This is a genomic window from Paraburkholderia sp. CNPSo 3281 (assembly GCF_024206515.1).
Classification (GTDB): Bacteria; Pseudomonadota; Gammaproteobacteria; order Burkholderiales; family Burkholderiaceae; genus Paraburkholderia; species Paraburkholderia nodosa.
The window spans coordinates 1-16,343 of the sequence record NZ_JAMBPS010000020.1 but is presented as its reverse complement, the minus strand read 5'-3'; the positions used below and the strand labels follow the sequence as shown (position 1 = coordinate 16,343).

Annotated in this window: 11 protein-coding genes and 6 pseudogenes; 7 read left to right on the top strand and 10 right to left on the bottom strand. The window is 62.4% G+C overall.

Translation table 11 applies throughout. The features are described 5' to 3' along the window. Window positions 1-175 precede the first annotated feature (175 nt). The 8 genes and pseudogenes from M3I56_RS20260 to M3I56_RS20225 all read right to left on the bottom strand — a co-directional run bounded on the left by M3I56_RS20260 (window position 176) and on the right by M3I56_RS20225 (window position 9,228). Window positions 176-1,237 carry a fimbrial protein gene (locus M3I56_RS20260; protein ID WP_254355519.1) on the bottom strand — a complete coding sequence of 354 codons (1,062 nt, stop codon included), beginning with the start codon at window positions 1,235-1,237 and terminating at the stop codon, window positions 176-178. Between the two features lie 238 nt (window positions 1,238-1,475). Further along, window positions 1,476-4,064 (bottom strand): fimbria/pilus outer membrane usher protein, encoded by a 2,589-nt coding sequence (locus tag M3I56_RS20255; protein ID WP_254355518.1) that lies wholly within the window; start codon window positions 4,062-4,064, stop codon window positions 1,476-1,478. Window positions 4,065-4,207: 143 nt separating this feature from the next. Next, window positions 4,208-5,005, bottom strand: a complete 798-nt coding sequence (locus M3I56_RS20250) for a fimbria/pilus periplasmic chaperone (protein WP_254355517.1) — start codon at window positions 5,003-5,005, stop codon at window positions 4,208-4,210. Window positions 5,006-5,113: 108 nt separating this feature from the next. Further along, the gene (locus tag M3I56_RS20245) at window positions 5,114-5,653 is read right to left on the bottom strand and encodes a fimbrial protein (protein ID WP_302056924.1); all 540 of its coding nucleotides are present in this window, start codon (window positions 5,651-5,653) and stop codon (window positions 5,114-5,116) included. 573 nt (window positions 5,654-6,226) lie between these two features. Beyond that, window positions 6,227-6,409, bottom strand: a pseudogene (locus M3I56_RS20240) (hypothetical protein); the annotation flags it as partial. 323 nt (window positions 6,410-6,732) lie between these two features. Beyond that, window positions 6,733-7,024, bottom strand: a pseudogene (locus M3I56_RS20235) (FAD-binding protein); the annotation flags it as partial. 75 nt (window positions 7,025-7,099) lie between these two features. After that, on the bottom strand, window positions 7,100-8,308 hold the full coding sequence (locus tag M3I56_RS20230) for an acetyl-CoA C-acyltransferase (RefSeq protein ID WP_254355516.1): 1,209 nt from the start codon (window positions 8,306-8,308) through the stop codon (window positions 7,100-7,102). A 152-nt stretch (window positions 8,309-8,460) separates the two neighbouring features. Next, complete coding sequence (locus M3I56_RS20225; protein WP_254355515.1) at window positions 8,461-9,228, bottom strand: 3-hydroxyacyl-CoA dehydrogenase; 768 nt, start codon at window positions 9,226-9,228, stop codon at window positions 8,461-8,463. Window positions 9,229-9,596: 368 nt separating this feature from the next. Here M3I56_RS20225 and M3I56_RS20220 point away from each other — a divergent pair, with 368 nt between their 5' ends. From M3I56_RS20220 to M3I56_RS41400, 5 genes and pseudogenes are all read left to right on the top strand, one after another. Continuing rightward, on the top strand, window positions 9,597-10,613 hold the full coding sequence (locus M3I56_RS20220) for an AraC family transcriptional regulator (protein ID WP_254355514.1): 1,017 nt from the start codon (window positions 9,597-9,599) through the stop codon (window positions 10,611-10,613). 625 nt (window positions 10,614-11,238) lie between these two features. After that, entirely contained in the window at window positions 11,239-11,478 is a 240-nt protein-coding gene (locus M3I56_RS20215) for a hypothetical protein (RefSeq protein WP_254355513.1), read from the top strand. 240 nt (window positions 11,479-11,718) lie between these two features. Continuing rightward, on the top strand, window positions 11,719-12,483 hold the full coding sequence (locus tag M3I56_RS20210; RefSeq protein WP_254355590.1) for a nitroreductase: 765 nt from the start codon (window positions 11,719-11,721) through the stop codon (window positions 12,481-12,483). Window positions 12,484-12,498: 15 nt separating this feature from the next. Continuing rightward, on the top strand, window positions 12,499-14,151 hold the full coding sequence (locus M3I56_RS20205) for an AMP-binding protein (RefSeq protein ID WP_254355512.1): 1,653 nt from the start codon (window positions 12,499-12,501) through the stop codon (window positions 14,149-14,151). 195 nt (window positions 14,152-14,346) lie between these two features. Then, window positions 14,347-14,490: pseudogene (locus tag M3I56_RS41400) on the top strand (IS5/IS1182 family transposase); the annotation flags it as partial. Window positions 14,491-14,527: 37 nt separating this feature from the next. Here the strand turns inward: M3I56_RS41400 and M3I56_RS20200 are convergent. Continuing rightward, window positions 14,528-14,723 (bottom strand): annotated as a pseudogene (locus M3I56_RS20200) (IS5/IS1182 family transposase); the annotation flags it as partial. A 22-nt stretch (window positions 14,724-14,745) separates the two neighbouring features. Here M3I56_RS20200 and M3I56_RS41680 point away from each other — a divergent pair. After that, window positions 14,746-15,338, top strand: a pseudogene (locus tag M3I56_RS41680) (transposase); the annotation flags it as partial. 300 nt (window positions 15,339-15,638) lie between these two features. Here M3I56_RS41680 and M3I56_RS20185 read toward each other — a convergent pair. Then, window positions 15,639-15,721, bottom strand: a pseudogene (locus tag M3I56_RS20185) (IS6 family transposase); the annotation flags it as partial. 83 nt (window positions 15,722-15,804) lie between these two features. Here M3I56_RS20185 and M3I56_RS20180 point away from each other — a divergent pair. After that, a partial coding sequence (locus M3I56_RS20180; RefSeq protein ID WP_254355510.1) for a phospholipase D-like domain-containing protein occupies window positions 15,805-16,343 on the top strand: 539 nt, incomplete at its 3' end.

Genomic DNA, 16,343 nt, shown 5'->3' with positions numbered 1-16,343 from the left:
GAGCCAGCTGCGCCGCATTGCTGGGCGCGGCCGGGGCAGTCTCGATATCGGCGGTCCTATTCGTTTTCTTCGAAGCAATGAAGCGGCTATGCCCGAAACGCTGAGCGGGGCGTACCGCGGCCGATGACGCGCCGCGCCCCGGGCCGCTTGCGCGCGGGCGCCCGTTCTCGGCGCGCTAACGATAGGTCATGGTGAACGTCAACGACGTATTGGCCGTGCCGGGACCGACGCCCGCGCCGCTCTGGTAGTAGCGCGCCTTCATCGGAATCACATAGCTGCCGCCTGTGCTGCCGCGGTAGGCGCTAAAGGCCGTCGACGTGGCGAGCGGGAAAGTGTTGCCCGCTGCGTCGAGTAATTGCACGCCGATTCCCGTGGCGGTCGAACCGCCGTCGAGCGCCACCACGGAAGCCGCGCTGCTGATCAGGTTCGTGGTCGCATCGATCTGGTAGGTGATGCTGTTCATGCCCACCGGACAGTTATTGAGCGGGATATTGAAGCCAGTCGCGCTGCTATAGCTGCCCGGACCGCGAAACTCCGACGAGCGATGCGAGCCGAGGTCGACGGCCACATCGGGCGTCGTGCACGCTGCCACCACGAAGGTCGCATTGCCCGAGACGACGATGTTGGTGACGTTCTCGTAGGAACTGCCGATCTGCATCGCCGTCTGCGCCACGAGTCCGCTTACGTTGGTCGTGCCGCCCTGCATGGGGCCGGTCTTCACGTACGCAAAGGTAGCCGATACGCCGAAAATCGCGCCTTGCGCCTGGCCGCCGCTCTGCCAGCTATTGCCTTGATGCCAGCTCAGAGGGATCCCCCAGCCAGGCGGGAACCACGCCGAGGCGACAAAGTTTTCGACGCCGAGTACGATGCCCACGCCGGCCAGATTCGTCTTGTAGACCCGATACACGACACCGCTCGGCGCCGTGAACGTCGTCCCCGTATCGGTCAGGCCCACGGCCATGGTGGCCGGCCCCGCCCAGGTGTTCGCGGGCACGTTACAGGTCCAGAGGTTCGAATACGGCGCGCCGGTCGGAAACGCGGTGAACGGCGTCAATTGTGTGCCGACGGGCGCATCGCGAGGAATCGTGTAGGTGCCGGTCGGCAGGGTCAGGTTGAGCGCAGTGACGTTGGCCGTGCAAACCGCCGCATACGCCATGCTGCTCGTCAGCGCACCTGCCGCAACGAGGAGCGCCGCACCAAGACGGCGTCGCACGCATCGAAGCATCCAGAACATCATCGTTGTCTTCCTTGAATCATCGAATTGCATGGTGGCCTCACGCCGTTATTGAAGGGGTGTCCGCACGGGCACGAGGTGCGTGTCCGGAGACTCGAGGCGGCTGCACCGGGACAAGGAAGCCGCTCGTGCGGTGCCGCCAGTGCGCTGCAAACCCAGAGGAGCATCGGAGGCCGCCGCTCGCAACGCCCGAGGCCCTGTCCAGAGGACGGCGGGGGCGCCGTTCGCGAACGACCCGCCATCAGTGCGCGTTCGCAAGCAGATGAACGCCATCGCATACCGCTTCGATCGTCGACCAGACGCTCACATTGGCCAGCGCCGCCTTGGGCAGCACGTAGTGCAACTGACACGCCTTGTTTGCGGCATCGTTCACCTGCACCGTGAGATCGCCCTCCCCCGACTTGAGCCCGCGCACCACGATGCGTCCGCCCTGCGCCACCGTGCCGACGACGTTGCCCGCCGCATCGTGGACCTGCGCGCCGAACGGCACCGCTGTGCCATCGGCCATGCGGGCCTTGATGATCAGCGAGGCGCCGGGATTGTCGGTCTCGAACTTCGCCCGGACAACGGCACCCGAGGTCGGTGCGACGCGCTGCATCGTAGACTTCAGTTCGACGCTGACCGGCAGGCCCTTCGGGTCGATCTCGATCTCGTTGCTCGCGAACGGCGTCAGATTCGTCACGATCGCATGGCCCCACGGATCGACGCGCAGGCCGCTGCCGGCGGTCACGCGCGCGCCGGCGGCATCGCGGGCTTCGACGATCGCGATGGTCTCGCCCATCGCCGGCGTGAACGCCACGCCGCCCCCATAGGCGACGATGCCACCCGAAAGGCCCCCGCCCGTCTGGTTGTAGCCGGTGCCCGTAGACGCGCTCGCCGTCACCGTGGTGACCGGCGAGCGGTATGCCACGTTGCCGCCCGCGTTCGTCACGTCGCGCGTATTGCCGCCGCCCGTATAGCCGGCATTCACGCCGTAGCTGAAGGCGTTGTCGACGCCCGCGGTGCCGGTGACCGAGGTCTGCAGGTTCGTCGTGTGATCGGAGCCGGTTTGCAGGCTGGTCGACGAGTACGGCGCATGGGCGCCCGTGCCGAGCGGAATGCCCACCGTGAGCATGAACCGGTTGTCCCACTGTCGCGAGGTCAGCATGTATTGACGCGACACCGACACGTTGTAGCTGAGGCGCCTGAAGCTGTTGTTGTAGCCCGCCTGAAACTGCGTGTCGGTGCCCGAGCGGTTCCAGTAGTCCTGCGTCGAGCCGGTGAGATAGAACGCGCCGTAGCCCGGCGGCAGACTCTGGTTCACGGTAACTTGCAGGCTGTTGCGCTGGATGCCTCCACCGTAGAAGCTCCCGGCCGCGTTGCCGGTCTCGCGCAGGGACATGGCGTCGCGCAGGCTCAGGTAGCCGCTGCTCGAGTAGCGATACGCGGCCACCGCGACGTCCGTGTTGGTCGGCGCGATCAGCTTGCTGTAGCTCAGGCGCAGGCTCTGCCCGCTGCGCGACGGCTGGCTGCCGAGCGACGCGCTCGACTGCGTGAGATCGAGGCCGAACGCGCCGATCGGCGTGTTCAGGGCGGTGCCGATCACGGCCGCCGCATAACCCTCGGCGATCGTCACGCCGCCATAGCCGGTCAGCAGGTTCGTGAAACCGTGCTGCACGGTGGCCTGTGCAAGCCCCGGGTGGGCGGACAACACGGCGTCGCGATACTGGCCCGCCGTGATGCTGAAACGCGTGATGCCCGGCCGCAGCGCGTTCACGGCTGCGGCAAACGGCACCACCGAGATGCTTTGCGAGCCGTCCGCCTCGGTCACGACGACCTGCAGGTTGCCGCCGTAACCGGTCGCGTAGAGATCGTCGATTTCGAAAGGCCCGGGCGCGACGTTCGTTTCGTACAGCACGTTGCCGTTCTGCGTGACCTGCACGAGCGCGTTGCTGCGCGCGATGCCGCGGATGGTCGGCGCATAGCCGCGCTGCGATTCCGGGTACATGCGGTCGTCGGTGGCGAGCTGCACGCCGCGAAAGCCGACACTGTCGAACATCGCGCCATCCGTGAAGGCATCGCCCACGACCAGCTGACTCTTCAGGGGCGCTATCGCCCGTTGCAGGCTGGTCTGGATGCTCTGATAGTGCGTGCCGGTCTGATTGCTGTTGGTCAGGCTGCCGTTGTGACGAAAGCGCCAGGCGCCGACGTTGACCCCAGCGTTCAGCCCGAGATAGCTCTGCGTGGAGGACGCGCCGCTGGCCTGGGCATGGTAGATATTGCCGTTGTATTGAAGGATCGCGGCCGGCACGCCGTCGTCCCAGTAGCGCGGATCCACATAGCCCCGCGCGCGGCGGCTCAGCGCCGCCTGCGGAATGCTGACGTCGAGCCGGAGCTCGCTGCTGTCGAACGTGGCTGCCGCGGCGTCGATGAGCGAGGACAATGGCGCGCACGCATCGCTGCCGCCTTCGAGCAACGCGGCCTTATCGTGCGGCAGACGCGTGAGGTCGATGCCCATGCGTTCGAGCAGCACGCGATCGAAGCAGGGCTCGACGCGCTCCCCTTCCATCTGCTTCAGGCTCACTTCGGCACGGCCGAGCCAGGCCTCGTTGACGAACAGATCGGCGCGATACTGGCCGGGCAGCGAAACGTTGCCCTTGTCGAAGCGGCTGATATCGACCGAGGAAGGCCCGAACTGGTTCAGGAAGGTGTCGTTGAACTGGACTTGCGCGACCTTGGCGGGCTCGCCCGCTGCGCAGGCGAAGTGGCCCGCGGAGAGACTGTACAGCACGCATGCGCATAGGGGTCGCAGACGCAGCCCCGATAGACGATAAGCATTTCTAACATTCATGGCGACATTTCTCACTACGAAAGCGGATCCCTGCCGCTCGCACGCGGCACGCGCACCACTTTTAGCTGGGGGATCGGCCTCTCGATGAGGCGCTTGCGATCGCGCTGGCTCCTGCCTGCCGTGCGACCGGTGGGGACGCCGGCTCAGGGCGCGGCAGGGGCCGCCATACGGGACAGCGCCGGCGCCGGACCCTGCAGTAACGGCGCTTCGCCATCGACGTTGCCGCCGTAGTCGTTGAGGACGTGGTAGCGGACCTTCGCCGCCGCCGAGCCGCTCACGCTGCCGGCCAGCGGCAAACTGGCGGTTTCGCCCGGGGCGATCATCGCGCCGTCGGCGAGGGTGGCCTTGCTGGCGCCGTCCTGGAGCTCCGCGCCCGTCAACGACACGTGATACTGCGACGGATTGCTGACCTGCAACGCGTTCTTCCCGTGGTCCGCGACGAGGCGCCAGGTCATCTGCTCAGCCGCCTGCTGAGGATCGGCCTTCAGTGCCTCGGGACGGAAAAACAGCTTGATGCGCGAGCGGAATGCCAGTTGCAGCTTGTTGATATCGGCTGCGTCGCCGGTCGGCCTGGGCGGAATCTCGAGGACGTTCAGCCAGAACACCGATTCGTGATCGGTGGCGAGCGGTTCGCCCGTATAGATGATGCGCAACGTCTGCCCCTTGCCGGGATCGATCCGTGCGATGGGCGGCGTGATCGTGAACGGCACCTCGATCGTGGAGGGCATGGCCTTGGGATCGCCCTTGTCGATCCAGACCTGCACCAGTGCGGGAGACTGGCCGACATTGGACAGCTTGAGCGTGACTTCCGGCTCGCGCTGGTTGTAGATCACTCGCGTGCCGGCGAGCACCACGGAGGCATGACTGTTGGTGCTCGCTGCCAGCGAGACGGCAGCGAAAGCAGCGGCGACGAGCGCCTTGAGTACGCGGTTGGCTTTCATCGTTAGGTAAGCGGGGCTAAAGCGGGAAGCGGTACGGCGAGTAGCGAGCAGCGAGCGGCAAGGCAAGGCGAGGCGCGATGACCTGCCTCGCCTCGCCCAGCGACACGATTACTGGTAGGCGATCGTGTACATCACGCTCGAATCCGCCGCACCGGCCGTTGCCGCGGCGGTTGCCACGTACTGCGCGTAGTAGTTCAGCGTGGCCGAACCGTTGTTGATGGCGACAGGCAGCGAATTCTGCGAAGCATCGGCTGCGCCGAGCGCAATGTTCGTAAAGTTGCTGTTTTGCAGGCCGATTTCGACGTTTGTCGCGCCGCCGGCGTTCAGGACGAGGTGGCCGGTGGCGGCGTTGACCGTCGGACCTGCCTCGAAGTACGTGTGCACGTTGCCGCTATTCGGCGTACAGGCGCTGAGCGCGATGTTGAACGGCGTGCGGCCCGCGGTCTGGCCCGCCGTGGCAAGCGTCGACGCCGACACGGTGGGCAGTGCCACCGTGAAGTTGTTGCTGCCCGAGCCGTTGCCGTTGATCGTGCAGGTCTGCGCGGTGATGTTGCCGGTGAACTGGATCGTGCCGTCGGCGGCGAATGCGCCTTGCGCCATCAGAGCTGCCCCAGTGGCGACCAGGATGGAGAGAAGCTTGAGTTTCATCACTTGGTATTTCCAGAAAAAGTAACTGTTTTGTGCAGCCTGGGCACCTGCCGTGACCTGGCTGCTCTCGCCGAATGTCTGCTTGCCGTCTCGCCGCAGATAGCGACGAGCGATGCGCGCTCATCCGGAAGGTGCCCTTATGGGACCCAGATGATTATGTCGAGCGGGGACGGCCAGCCCTATCAGAACGTTCTTAAAAAACAGGCACTTAACGATATTTGTAGATTTCCTTGGGCGGCCGTTTCGCGGACCGGTCTGGCGTGGTCGCGGACATGGGCATGGCGAGGACAAGCAGCGGGACTGCGCGACGAGGCTCGCGCTCGTTGCGAATCGAAAGGCGAGCGAAGAGTCGTCAGCGCAAGAGCAATGAAGCGGGCTGGACGCGGGGCTTCGGGCGGCCGAACGAACGCAGCGTTGCCGCTGGGTTGCAGCAGCGACGGGATCAACGGAGGTGTTGGAGGTGAAACGGAAAGGGGTGTTTCAGAGCCGCCGGTGACGGCATACGCGCGGCGAGTGCAACGGCGCGCCGACTCGAGCGCGTCGGGAGCGACACACCGGCGTGTTCACATCAATCCAGCAGTTGCGAAATGCGACCGCCGCGATCACCGGCACGCACAGCACGAGTGGGATTGCAAAGTAAGGCACTTCGAGATCAACGAACCAGGTATAGACGAGCCAGCCGACTCCGGCACCTGGCGTCGCAATGCCTACGAGAGCAGTTAGCAGGTTCAGTACCGTCGTGCGGATCCGGTCCATTCGAGTAGCGCACCTGTCGTGCCTGCGAGGCAGTTTTATCGAACTCGGTGACGACCGCCACAGTCGATCGGGCGACACAGTGCGGCCAGGAGGCGACGTTCACCAGCGCGCTCAGAAGTTCATTCGAACGGCAGTTACTGCCGAGAGAGCGGCCGCTCATTGTGTGGTGGTCAAATACTCGAGCCGTACGCAGATGCGGCAAGAGAATTTCCTGCGTGATGAGGAGTATTCACGTTTGAACGACGTCACGGAGCGATCTTTCCCGTGCAACCATCGGCATACTCCAGCGAATTCAAAATCCAGGAGTTGCAACTCGAGCGCAATCAAACTGCATCCACGAAGTCCGGTACGAGCGCGAACGGATCGCCGTCGAGCACGTAGTCGGCCCCGCCGAAGATCGGCGCTTCTTCGTCCTCGTGACCGCCACGATCACCTTCGAGTCCATCATGCCCGCAAGGTGCTGGATCGCGCCCGAGACGCCCACAGCGATGTACGGTTGCGGCGCGACGATCTTGCGGGTCTGGCCAACCTCTTCGGCAAGTAGCCCGCGTGGACCGCTGCGCGCGACGCGCCAAGTGCCGCGCTGAGCTTGTCGGCGAGCGGCTCAAGCAACTCTTGAGAGCGAATTCAATCCCGATATGCTGCGCGAGCGGTGGGTTCAAGGTGTTCCCGAAGCACCGATCATGTTGCTTAGACGATCTCAATTGCAAGCGCCGTGGCCTCACCACCACCGATGCACAGACTCGCGACGCCTCGCGTCTCGCCGCGCTGGCGGAGTGCGCTCAGGAGCGTCACGACCAGGCGCGCGCCCGTCGCGCCGATCGGGTGACCCAGCGCGCAAGCACCACCATGCACGTTCACGCGCTCGTGCGGAAGCGACAGCTCGCGCATTGCGGCCATCACGACCACGGCAAATGCCTCGTTGATTTCCCACAGGTCTACATCGGCCGCCTGCCACCCCACCTTGGCTAGCAGCTTCTGGATCGCACCCACGGGCGCAGTGGTAAACCAGGCCGGATCCTGAGCCTGTGTGGCGTGCCCGCGGATAACGGCCAGCGGTGCTAAACCACGCTCGTGCGCGGTGGACTGGCGCATCAGCACCACGGCCGCTGCACCATCGGCGATCGAGGCCGAACTCGCCGCCGTGACTGTGCCGTCCTTTCCAAAGGCGGGTTTGAGGCTGGGAATTTTGGCTAGTTCTGCTTTCGCTGGCGCCTCGTCCTCGTCGACGAGTTTCTCGCCACTGCGGCCCGGCACCGCCACCGGCGTGATCTCCCACCGCAACCAGCCGTCACGCTGCGCCTGTTGCGCGCGCAGCGTCGAGGTGGAAGCAAAGGCGTCCTGTGCATCGCGCGTGAAACCGAAGTGGCGCGCGCAGTCCTCGGCGAAGGTGCCCATAAGACGGCCACGGGAGGCGAGGCTGTAGTGATCCTCCAGGCCGTCGAAGAACATGTGGTCCAGTACCTGGCCGTGTCCCATGCGCTGGCCCGAGCGGGCCTTGGGCAACAGGTAGGGCGCGTTGCTCATGGATTCCATGCCACCGGCCACGATCACCTGTTGACTCCCAGTCAGCAGCAGATCGTGTGCAAGCATCGTTGCCTTCATACCCGAGCCGCAGACCTTATTGATCGTGGTGCACCCCGCCGAAAGCGGCAAACCGGCTCTCAGCGCCGCCTGGCGTGCGGGTGCCTGCCCGAGGCCGGCGGGCAGCACGCAACCCATGAGTATCTCGTCTACCGCCTCTGGCTGCAGCCCTGCGCGATCGAATGCGGCACGGATGGCGCTGGCGCCGAGTTGCGGAGCCGTCAGCGACGCAAGGTCGCCCTGAAAGCCGCCTAGCGCCGTGCGGGCGGCACCGACGATTACGACGGGATCATCTGAAGTCGAAGAGATAGGCATGCGAGTCTCCATCCGCCGCCGCGCGGCGGCGTTGCAAGGTGTGGGGAAAGTTTGGCAGTCCACAGGTCATCTGAGCCCTTCCGGATTCGGCGATTCGCCGAACTCAAGCAAGGCGGTAGCCGGAACAATGACGTGCACTCCAGACGCCGAGTTCACCTTGCCGCCATACGGATGCCGCCATCAAGGCGAATCACCTCGCCGTTGAGGTAGGTGTTTTCGAGGATGTGCACCACAAGGCCCGCGAATTCTTCTGGCCGACCAAGGCGCGCGGGAAAGGGGACCATCTTGCCAAGGGCGTCTTGTACCTCGGTGGGCATGCCTTTGAGCATCGGCGTCTCCATGATTCCTGGCGCGACCGCAAGCACGCGAATGCCATCGCGGGCCAATTCCCGCGCGATAGGCAGCGTCATCGCGACGACACCGCCTTTGGACGCAGCATAGCCCGCTTGCCCAATCTGGCCATCGAAGGCGGCGACTGAAGCAGTATTGATGATCACCCCGCGCTCGCCATCAGCCTCGGGCATGTTCCTGGCCATGCAGGCTGCGGCCAGCCGTACCATGTTGAAAGCGCCGACCAGATTGACCTGAACGGTGCGCGCGAAACTCTCCAGCCGGTGCGGGCCTTCGCGTCCGAGCACTTTCTCGGCGGGGGCAACGCCTGCGCAATTGACCAGTCCGTGCAACCCACCGAAGGTGTCGCAAAAAGCGTTCAACGCACGCTCGGCGCCCGTTGCGTCCGATATGTCAGCCTTGGCGAAGTGGGCATTGCCGCCGAGTTCCGCCGCCAGCGCAGTACCGGCGTCCTGGTCCAGGTCTACAAGGAGCACCGAGGCGCCGCCCGCCACCAGACGGCGCGCCGTGGCGGCGCCCAGCCCTGAGCCCCCACCCGTGACGACGAATCCTCTATGTTGAATCTGCACTGCTGTCTCCCAAAAGTAACCACCCGGACGCGCAACGGACCGGCCTGTGCTTCGCCGGAAGCTCTGGATTCCAGAGCAACGGATGCCCCTTGCATGGGTCATGTGATATGACCGCCATGCTGTATGACCTCGGACAACAAAGCCACACTCGCGACGATGAACTGAGTGGCCATGGTAAGCGGCAGGCGAGCGTGCGCACATGCCCATAGACCTCTTCGTGCGTGGGCCCTTCGGACATATTGGGGCGAGGCGTGGGTCGCCCGCCAGCGCTCTTTGGCCGATGACTGCCCGCGCAAAGTCGGGTAGCCGGTTCCACTTGCGCCCGGCAGCGATTAACATCAGTACACTTTCCGTGGGTGAGCCTGACCATGAATGACGCTCAAGACAAGGGCACAACGTCTATCAGCCTGGTACGTGAGGCAATTCTCGTGGCAACACAACGCAATCTTGATGTGTCGGCCGTCCTCCAGCACGCTGGAATCGCGTCAGATTTGTTGAATGCGCCGAGAGCGCGTGTGCCGGCGTTGGCCTTTTCGCGCCTGTGGGCGGCTCTGGCCGACTTGATGGACGACGAGTTCTTTGGTCTCGACAGCCACGCACTGCGCCGGGGTAGTTACGCGCTGATGTGTCACGCGGTGCTGCATGCGGACAATCTGGAACACGCGCTGCGTCGCATGCTGAAGTTCCTGCGTGCCGTTCTCGACGACATTCACGGGGAGTTGCGCTGCGAAGGCGAGCATGCACTGATCATCCTGCATGACGATGGGCGGACACGCCGGCTCTTTGCCTACGGCACGTGGTTCATCCTCGTGCACGGTCTTGCATGCTGGCTCGCGCGCAGACGGATTCCACTGGTGGAGATGAGGTTTCGCGCGTCCGCACCAATCGATGACAGCGACTACCGCATGCGCTTCTGCGAGGATGTGACGTTCTCCGCAGAGGAGACCCTGATCCGCTTCGATCGCAGTTTCCTCGGCCTCAAACTGTCCGGGACGGAAGCGAGCCTGCGTGTATTCCTGGAGAAAGCACCAGCCAATATCCTGGTCAAGTATCGCAATGAATCGAGCACTACGGCCCTGGTCAGGCGCCGACTAAGAAACCAGGCCCCCGACGACTGGCCGGACCTCGACGCGCTATCGCGGTTACTGAATCTATCCGCGGCCACGCTGCAACGCCGCCTGCTGGCCGAAGGCACGAACTACCGGCAACTGAAAGACGAATTGCGCCGTGACATCGCAATCGACTTGTTTTCCAGCAGTTCTCTCACGGTCGCCGAAGTCGCTGCACGGACAGGATTTCAGGAAACCAGTGCTTTTCACAGGGCCTTCAGGAAGTGGACGGGGGCCAGCCCGGGGATGTACCGCCACGGCAGGGCGAACTCTTAACATTAGAACTCGTACTGTTGTCATAGCGGAATTGGAGCGCTCCGACTTGCTTGTACGTCTGAGCGGTCGAAAGGCTCGATCCTCGTTTCCAGACGAGCGTTGGGCGAAAGCATCGCTGCCGAGGCAAGCCAACGCAAAACCGTGCAACCGATGAATCGCAAATAGACGGGCAGCGCCGAAGCGGCATTCCACCCATCCTCACTTGAATTCTCGGGGTGATGGGGCAGCCAACACACGAAGCAGAACGAAAGCCCAGCGTGTCCACGCACCTCATGCAAACTGAGGTCGGCGGGCATGGATTGGCGTCCCAGCCGGGGTGACACTGCAGTGCGTTCTGCACCGCAGATCAGACAAGCCTCGCGCCCGGTTCCACAGAGTAACCGGAGCCGGCTCCACGAAAGCCCCGCCCTTGCTCACCGCCGAAAAATAAGTGAAGTGTTATCGCTTATTTGGGCAGCAGGTTTCTCGCCAACGCGTCACCGAATCAGCGGGGGGAGGAGATATTGCCCTCGATGAGCAGCGCATTGCGGTAGCAATACAAATATGGAGACGAGAGGTTGACCCGGTTCAGAATCCGCGCGGAATTGCGAGCGCTGACGCGACTGGGCGCATATGTTCCGGCCCGATGCACAGCATCACGTCATCAACGAAGCGCTACGGCATCCAGTTCGCCGCCACACTGACCGGGGTCATCGCATTCCAGATACCTCCGTTATACGGCATGCGGCTCGACCATCGCGCGGAGCTGATCGATGCGGATCATCCCCGGTTGTGGCTCGCACCGGCAAACCGATGCAAGTTGGCCCGATATGGTCGTTCTCCTGAGAACCGATTTCTCCAACTGGAAATCGGTGTCGTCGCCTGACAAATTCGCGGGCTGCCCCTAATGGCGCGACGCCGGAAAGCGGGTGTTCGGTGACCTCATTCAGGTTGAAGTTGATGGACATGGATTGTCAGCTGTGTCCGCCTGACACTGGTTACAGCGCGACGGCAACGGTCGATCCCGGCGCCACAAGGCGGCAATGTTTCTGCCATACGCAGCTTTATGGCCGAGATTTTCACGAATAGCGCGGCTTGTATGAACTCCACCCTCAACAAACGCCACATGGCTCAGTGCAAAGCAACTTTCAATGCCGGCATCGAAATGAACCGTCTATCTCCTCCTCCCTTGAACTCGTTTGCCGACGTGGCCCGAGCCGTCGATTGGGCGCTGGTAACGCGGCGCAGCGTTCGTGCTTTCCTGCCCACGCCGGTTCCTCGCGAGCAAATCGAGGCCATCCTCGACGTGGCTCGCTTCAGCGCAACCGGCGTCAATATCCAGCCCTGGCATGTGCATGTCGTGACAGGCGCAATGAAGTCCCGCCTGTCTGCCGCCATCAACGAAATCAATGACGATCCCGTTCGCAGCTCCGGCCTGGACGAGCCCTATGATTACTACCCGCGCGAATGGATCGCACCGTATGTGGATCGCCGGCGTGAGGTTGGTTGGAACCTGTATGGCCTGCTGGGCATCGAGAAGGGTGACAAGGAGCGGATGCACGTCCAGCACGGTCGCAACTACCGCTTCTTTGATGCACCCGTGGGCCTGTTTTTCACGGTTGACCGGGTCATGCGCGAAGGAAGTCTGCTGGACACGGGCATGTTCCTGCAAAGCGTCATGATCGCCGCCCGGGCGCGGGGCCTCGATACGTGCCCGCAGGCGGCTTTCAACAAGTTCCACCGTGTCATCGCCAACGAACTGTCCATTCCCGACAATCACATGTTGGTGTGCGGAATGAGTCTGGGTTATGCGGATCACAGCTGCATCGAGAACACTCTGGTAACGGAGCGCAGTCCGGTACGCGATTTCACTACTTTTTATAATGAATGAAATGGAGACAAAGTCATGAGTGCAACGGCCTATTCTCGAGGACTTGAGAAGAACGCGGCAAACCACGTTCCATTGACGCCCTTGACCTTTCTCGATCGAACCGCTGACGTTTATCCAAATCGAACCGCGATCATTCATGGCGACTTCCGCCAGACGTGGGCGAAAACGCGCGAGCGTTGCTATCGCTTCGCGTCGGCGCTCGTTCAATTGGGGATTGAACCGGGCGACACGGTGTCGATCATTGCGCCGAACACCCCCGCCATGCTTGAGGCACACTTCGGCGTCCCTCTCTCGGGGGCCGTTCTCAATGCCATTAATTGCCGCCTTGATGCTGAGGGCATTGCATTCATTCTGCGCCACGGAGAATGCAAACTCCTGCTCGTGGACCGGGAATTTGCACCGCTCGTTGAGAAAGCGTTGCAGTCAGTTCCCAATCCGCCGCGCTTGATAGACATCAACGATCACGAAGCACCTGACGGTCCCACCATCGGGGAAACTGACTACGAGTCGCTGCTGGCGGGCGGTGATCCGGCATTTGCGGGCCGCCGCCCGGCCGATGAGTGGACTCCGATCGCCTTGAACTACACCTCGGGCACCACTGGCGACCCGAAAGGCGTCGTTCCGAGCCACCGGGGCACGTATCTGATGAGCCTCTTGCAGATGACGAACTGGCCGCTCCCCCGTGCGCCGATTTACCTGTGGACACTTCCCATGTTCCACGCGAACGGCTGGTGCTTCACATGGGCAATTACGGCCGCAGCGGGAACGCACGTCTGTTTGCGCAAGGTGAATGCCGCGAATATTCTTTCGGCCATCTCCGAACACGGTGTCGATCATTTTTGTGCGGCACCGATTGTCCTCGCAGGCATCGCGAACATGCCCGAATCGGAACGGCAGCCGCTGCCGCGTCGTGTGCGGGTCCTTACCGCGGGCTCGCCGGCGCCCGCGGCCGTTCTCGAGGCCGTTGGCGCAATGGGTTTCGACGTCGACCACGTCTTTGGAATCACCGAGATTGCCGGTACGCCAATCAGCTGTGCATGGCACGACGAGTGGGATACGTTGCCGCCGGAGCAGCAAGGAAAATTGAAAGCACGGCAAGGTGTACGAGCGGCCGCGTTCGAGAACATGTCGGTGGCCGATCTTGCGACGCTTGAACCGGTGCCAGCCGATAGCAAATCTTGCGGCGAGGTCATGGTCCGGGGGAATACGGTAATGATGGGATACTTCAAGAATGCCGACGCAACGGCAAAAGCTTTCGCCGGCGGTTGGTTTCATACCGGAGATCTTGCCGTCGTTCACCCAGACGGCTATATCCAGATCACAGACCGCTCCAAGGACGTCATCATCTCGGGGGGAGAAAATATCTCGTCTGTAGAAGTGGAGGAGGTCATCTATCGCATATCCGGCGTGCTCAACGTGGCCGTCGTCGCTCAGCCGGATGACAAATGGGGCGAGACTCCCTGTGCGTTTGTCGAACTGAGGCCGGACGCCTCCAACATCACGGAGCAGAATGTCATCTTGTTCTGCCGGGAGTGGCTAGCGCATTTCAAATGCCCTCGTCGCGTGATTTTCGGGGAATTGCCCAAGACCGCTACAGGCAAAATCCAGAAGTTTCGTCTGCGGGAGCAAGCGGGCAGCCAGGTAGCGATCACGAGGTTGGCGGGTTGAAGCGGTTGGTCCGCTGAGCGTGCCATGCGCTCTACAGTGCGACTACGGTCAAGTGCGGCTGTAGTCGTGCGTACCCGCGCCCTATGTGCCGAACAAAACCGGGACACCCCCGCAGCCCACACGCGGTGTGACGGGCCGCTCGCCGTCCGATAGCTGACATTGGGACGATGAAAGCCCGAAGCGCTTGATGACTACATGACAGACACCAATCCGGTACCCGTGGTGGATGTTTTTGTCAATGAGCTGGATCTTCACAAGCTCGGATTTGAAGGCGTTGAGCCAGCGCTAACGGGTCGGCCTTCGTATCATCCGGGGGTGATGCTCAAGATCTACATCTACGGTTACCTGAACCGTATTCAATCCAGCCGTCGCCTTGAACGATCAGATGGTGCTTCGTGTCAACCGCCGTCTGGACGTTGTAGCCCACGACTCCGGTTCCTCGGGTCTTCATCCAACGGGCATCCGGATCCGTGAGCGATATCTGTGCGTCTGGTGGCTTCTTTCAGCTTGTCCTCGATCTCCTTGAGGCTCTGCATCTGTTCCCTCAAGGCTGCAATCTTGTCTTGCAATCGTGCAAGGTCAGGGCGGTGAACCCATCGCGAGCGCAACTTCACGAGCGCCAAGCTCGAACGACGCATGCGCGACATCGAGTCAAGTATCGCCCGCTATCTCGAGGCGATGGAAACGCGGATCGCCAGGAGCCTGCCATCGCGAAGGCCAGAACAGATCGTCGCGCACGTCGTTAGCAATAACGGCATTGATCGTGATCAGTTGACGTCGATGGCGAAGCTCGCCCGTACAGAGATGGGCATCGACAAGCTCACCGCAGTTGCGAATCGCGGCTACTACAAGAGCGAGGAGATACGAACGAGTATCGGTGCCCGGCAGGCGAGCGGCTCATTTGGCGATTCTCGACCGTCGAGCACGGCCTGAAACTCAATAAGTATTGGAGTTCTAATTGCCAGCAATGTTCGCTAAAAAGGGACTGCACGCCGGGCCCTCAACTTCGCGTGGCACGCTGGGTGCTGGATGAGATCCAGGCGCGACTTGACCACGCCCCTGAGATGATGCGAATTCGACGGCAGACTGTCGAGCATCCATTTGGGACGATCGAGGCGTGGATGGGTGCAACCCATTTCCAGACAAAAACTATCGAGCGGGTGAGCACGGAGATGAGCTTGCACGTGCGGGGTGATCAAGCTACTCGGTCCGGAAACGGTTATGACGGCGATGCGGGCGTGATGCCCGCACGGGATTGTTGAGCCCTCGTAATCTGTACGGCTTTGATTTGTAGTGAGCGTTCCTACAATTCACATGCCGCCACCTGTGCCGAGGCAGATCTCGTTAATTCCCTCTGGCCAGGCGTTTTGACACGCTCTGGGCCATGAGCGGTCGTTGGAACAGTGCTCATAGATCGGCGACAATCGGACATTCTGAAAAGCCATTCTTTCAACTGCGCGGATGTCCTGTCCACTGCGTGCTTAATGTGCAGCCAGATTCGCGCCGCTCTTGTCCACGGTAACTATCTCGGGCTCGCCGTTCTGTTCACCTTCTCGAAGTAACAGCGGGCTACTTGACCGCGCTTACGCGACAAAGCCTTCCAGACCTTCGAGGACGTAGGGCCGGAGACACATCGAACCAGTTCGCTACATCATGACCACAGCAAGAAGCCTGGCGCTCATTCTGGCATGCGTGTTTGCCTCTTCTCAGCAAGGCCGCGCGCAATGTGTCGACCTGGTCGCCAGTCTTGACGACGGTCAGTTGATGCAGTCGCGGATTGCGCTGGTCGACCGTGCCACGCCTACCGAACAGATCCGCATCCTCGCCTACATCTTCGAAATCGATCAGACCGGCGGCCTGCTGTTGCGTCATCTGGTCGAGGCGGCGCGCCGAGGCGTGCCGGTCAAGCTGCTGATCGACGGCATCGGCCCCGAGCCGCACTGCCCGTTCGAGGACGAGTTCATCGTCGCCCTGCACGAGGTGGCTCCCGGCATTGAACTCCGAATCTTCCATCCACGATCCGATCTCGTCGAGATTTCGCATCGCATGCACGACAAACTGTTCCTGGTTGGCGACACGGCCGTGATCGGCAGTACCTCGATCTGGGATGCGAGCTTCCGTAACTGGCTCAGCGAGCGCGATCTGATGGTGTCGGGCGACGCCGGCCAGGATGCTTCCTCCCTGCACGCCAT

Excerpts from the sequence above, each read along its gene's own strand:
- M3I56_RS20210 (WP_254355590.1), top strand. The coding sequence starts at position 11,719 with ATGGCTCAGTGCAAAGCAACTTTCAATGCCGGCATCGAAATGAACCGT.
- M3I56_RS20255 (WP_254355518.1), bottom strand. The coding sequence starts at position 4,064 with ATGAATGTTAGAAATGCTTATCGTCTATCGGGGCTGCGTCTGCGACCC.
- M3I56_RS20245 (WP_302056924.1), bottom strand. The coding sequence starts at position 5,653 with ATGAAACTCAAGCTTCTCTCCATCCTGGTCGCCACTGGGGCAGCTCTG.
- M3I56_RS20215 (WP_254355513.1), top strand. The coding sequence starts at position 11,239 with ATGCACAGCATCACGTCATCAACGAAGCGCTACGGCATCCAGTTCGCC.
- M3I56_RS20260 (WP_254355519.1), bottom strand. The coding sequence starts at position 1,237 with ATGATGTTCTGGATGCTTCGATGCGTGCGACGCCGTCTTGGTGCGGCG.
- M3I56_RS20250 (WP_254355517.1), bottom strand. The coding sequence starts at position 5,005 with ATGAAAGCCAACCGCGTACTCAAGGCGCTCGTCGCCGCTGCTTTCGCT.
- M3I56_RS20220 (WP_254355514.1), top strand. The coding sequence starts at position 9,597 with ATGAATGACGCTCAAGACAAGGGCACAACGTCTATCAGCCTGGTACGT.
- M3I56_RS20230 (WP_254355516.1), bottom strand. The coding sequence starts at position 8,308 with ATGCCTATCTCTTCGACTTCAGATGATCCCGTCGTAATCGTCGGTGCC.
- M3I56_RS20205 (WP_254355512.1), top strand. The coding sequence starts at position 12,499 with ATGAGTGCAACGGCCTATTCTCGAGGACTTGAGAAGAACGCGGCAAAC.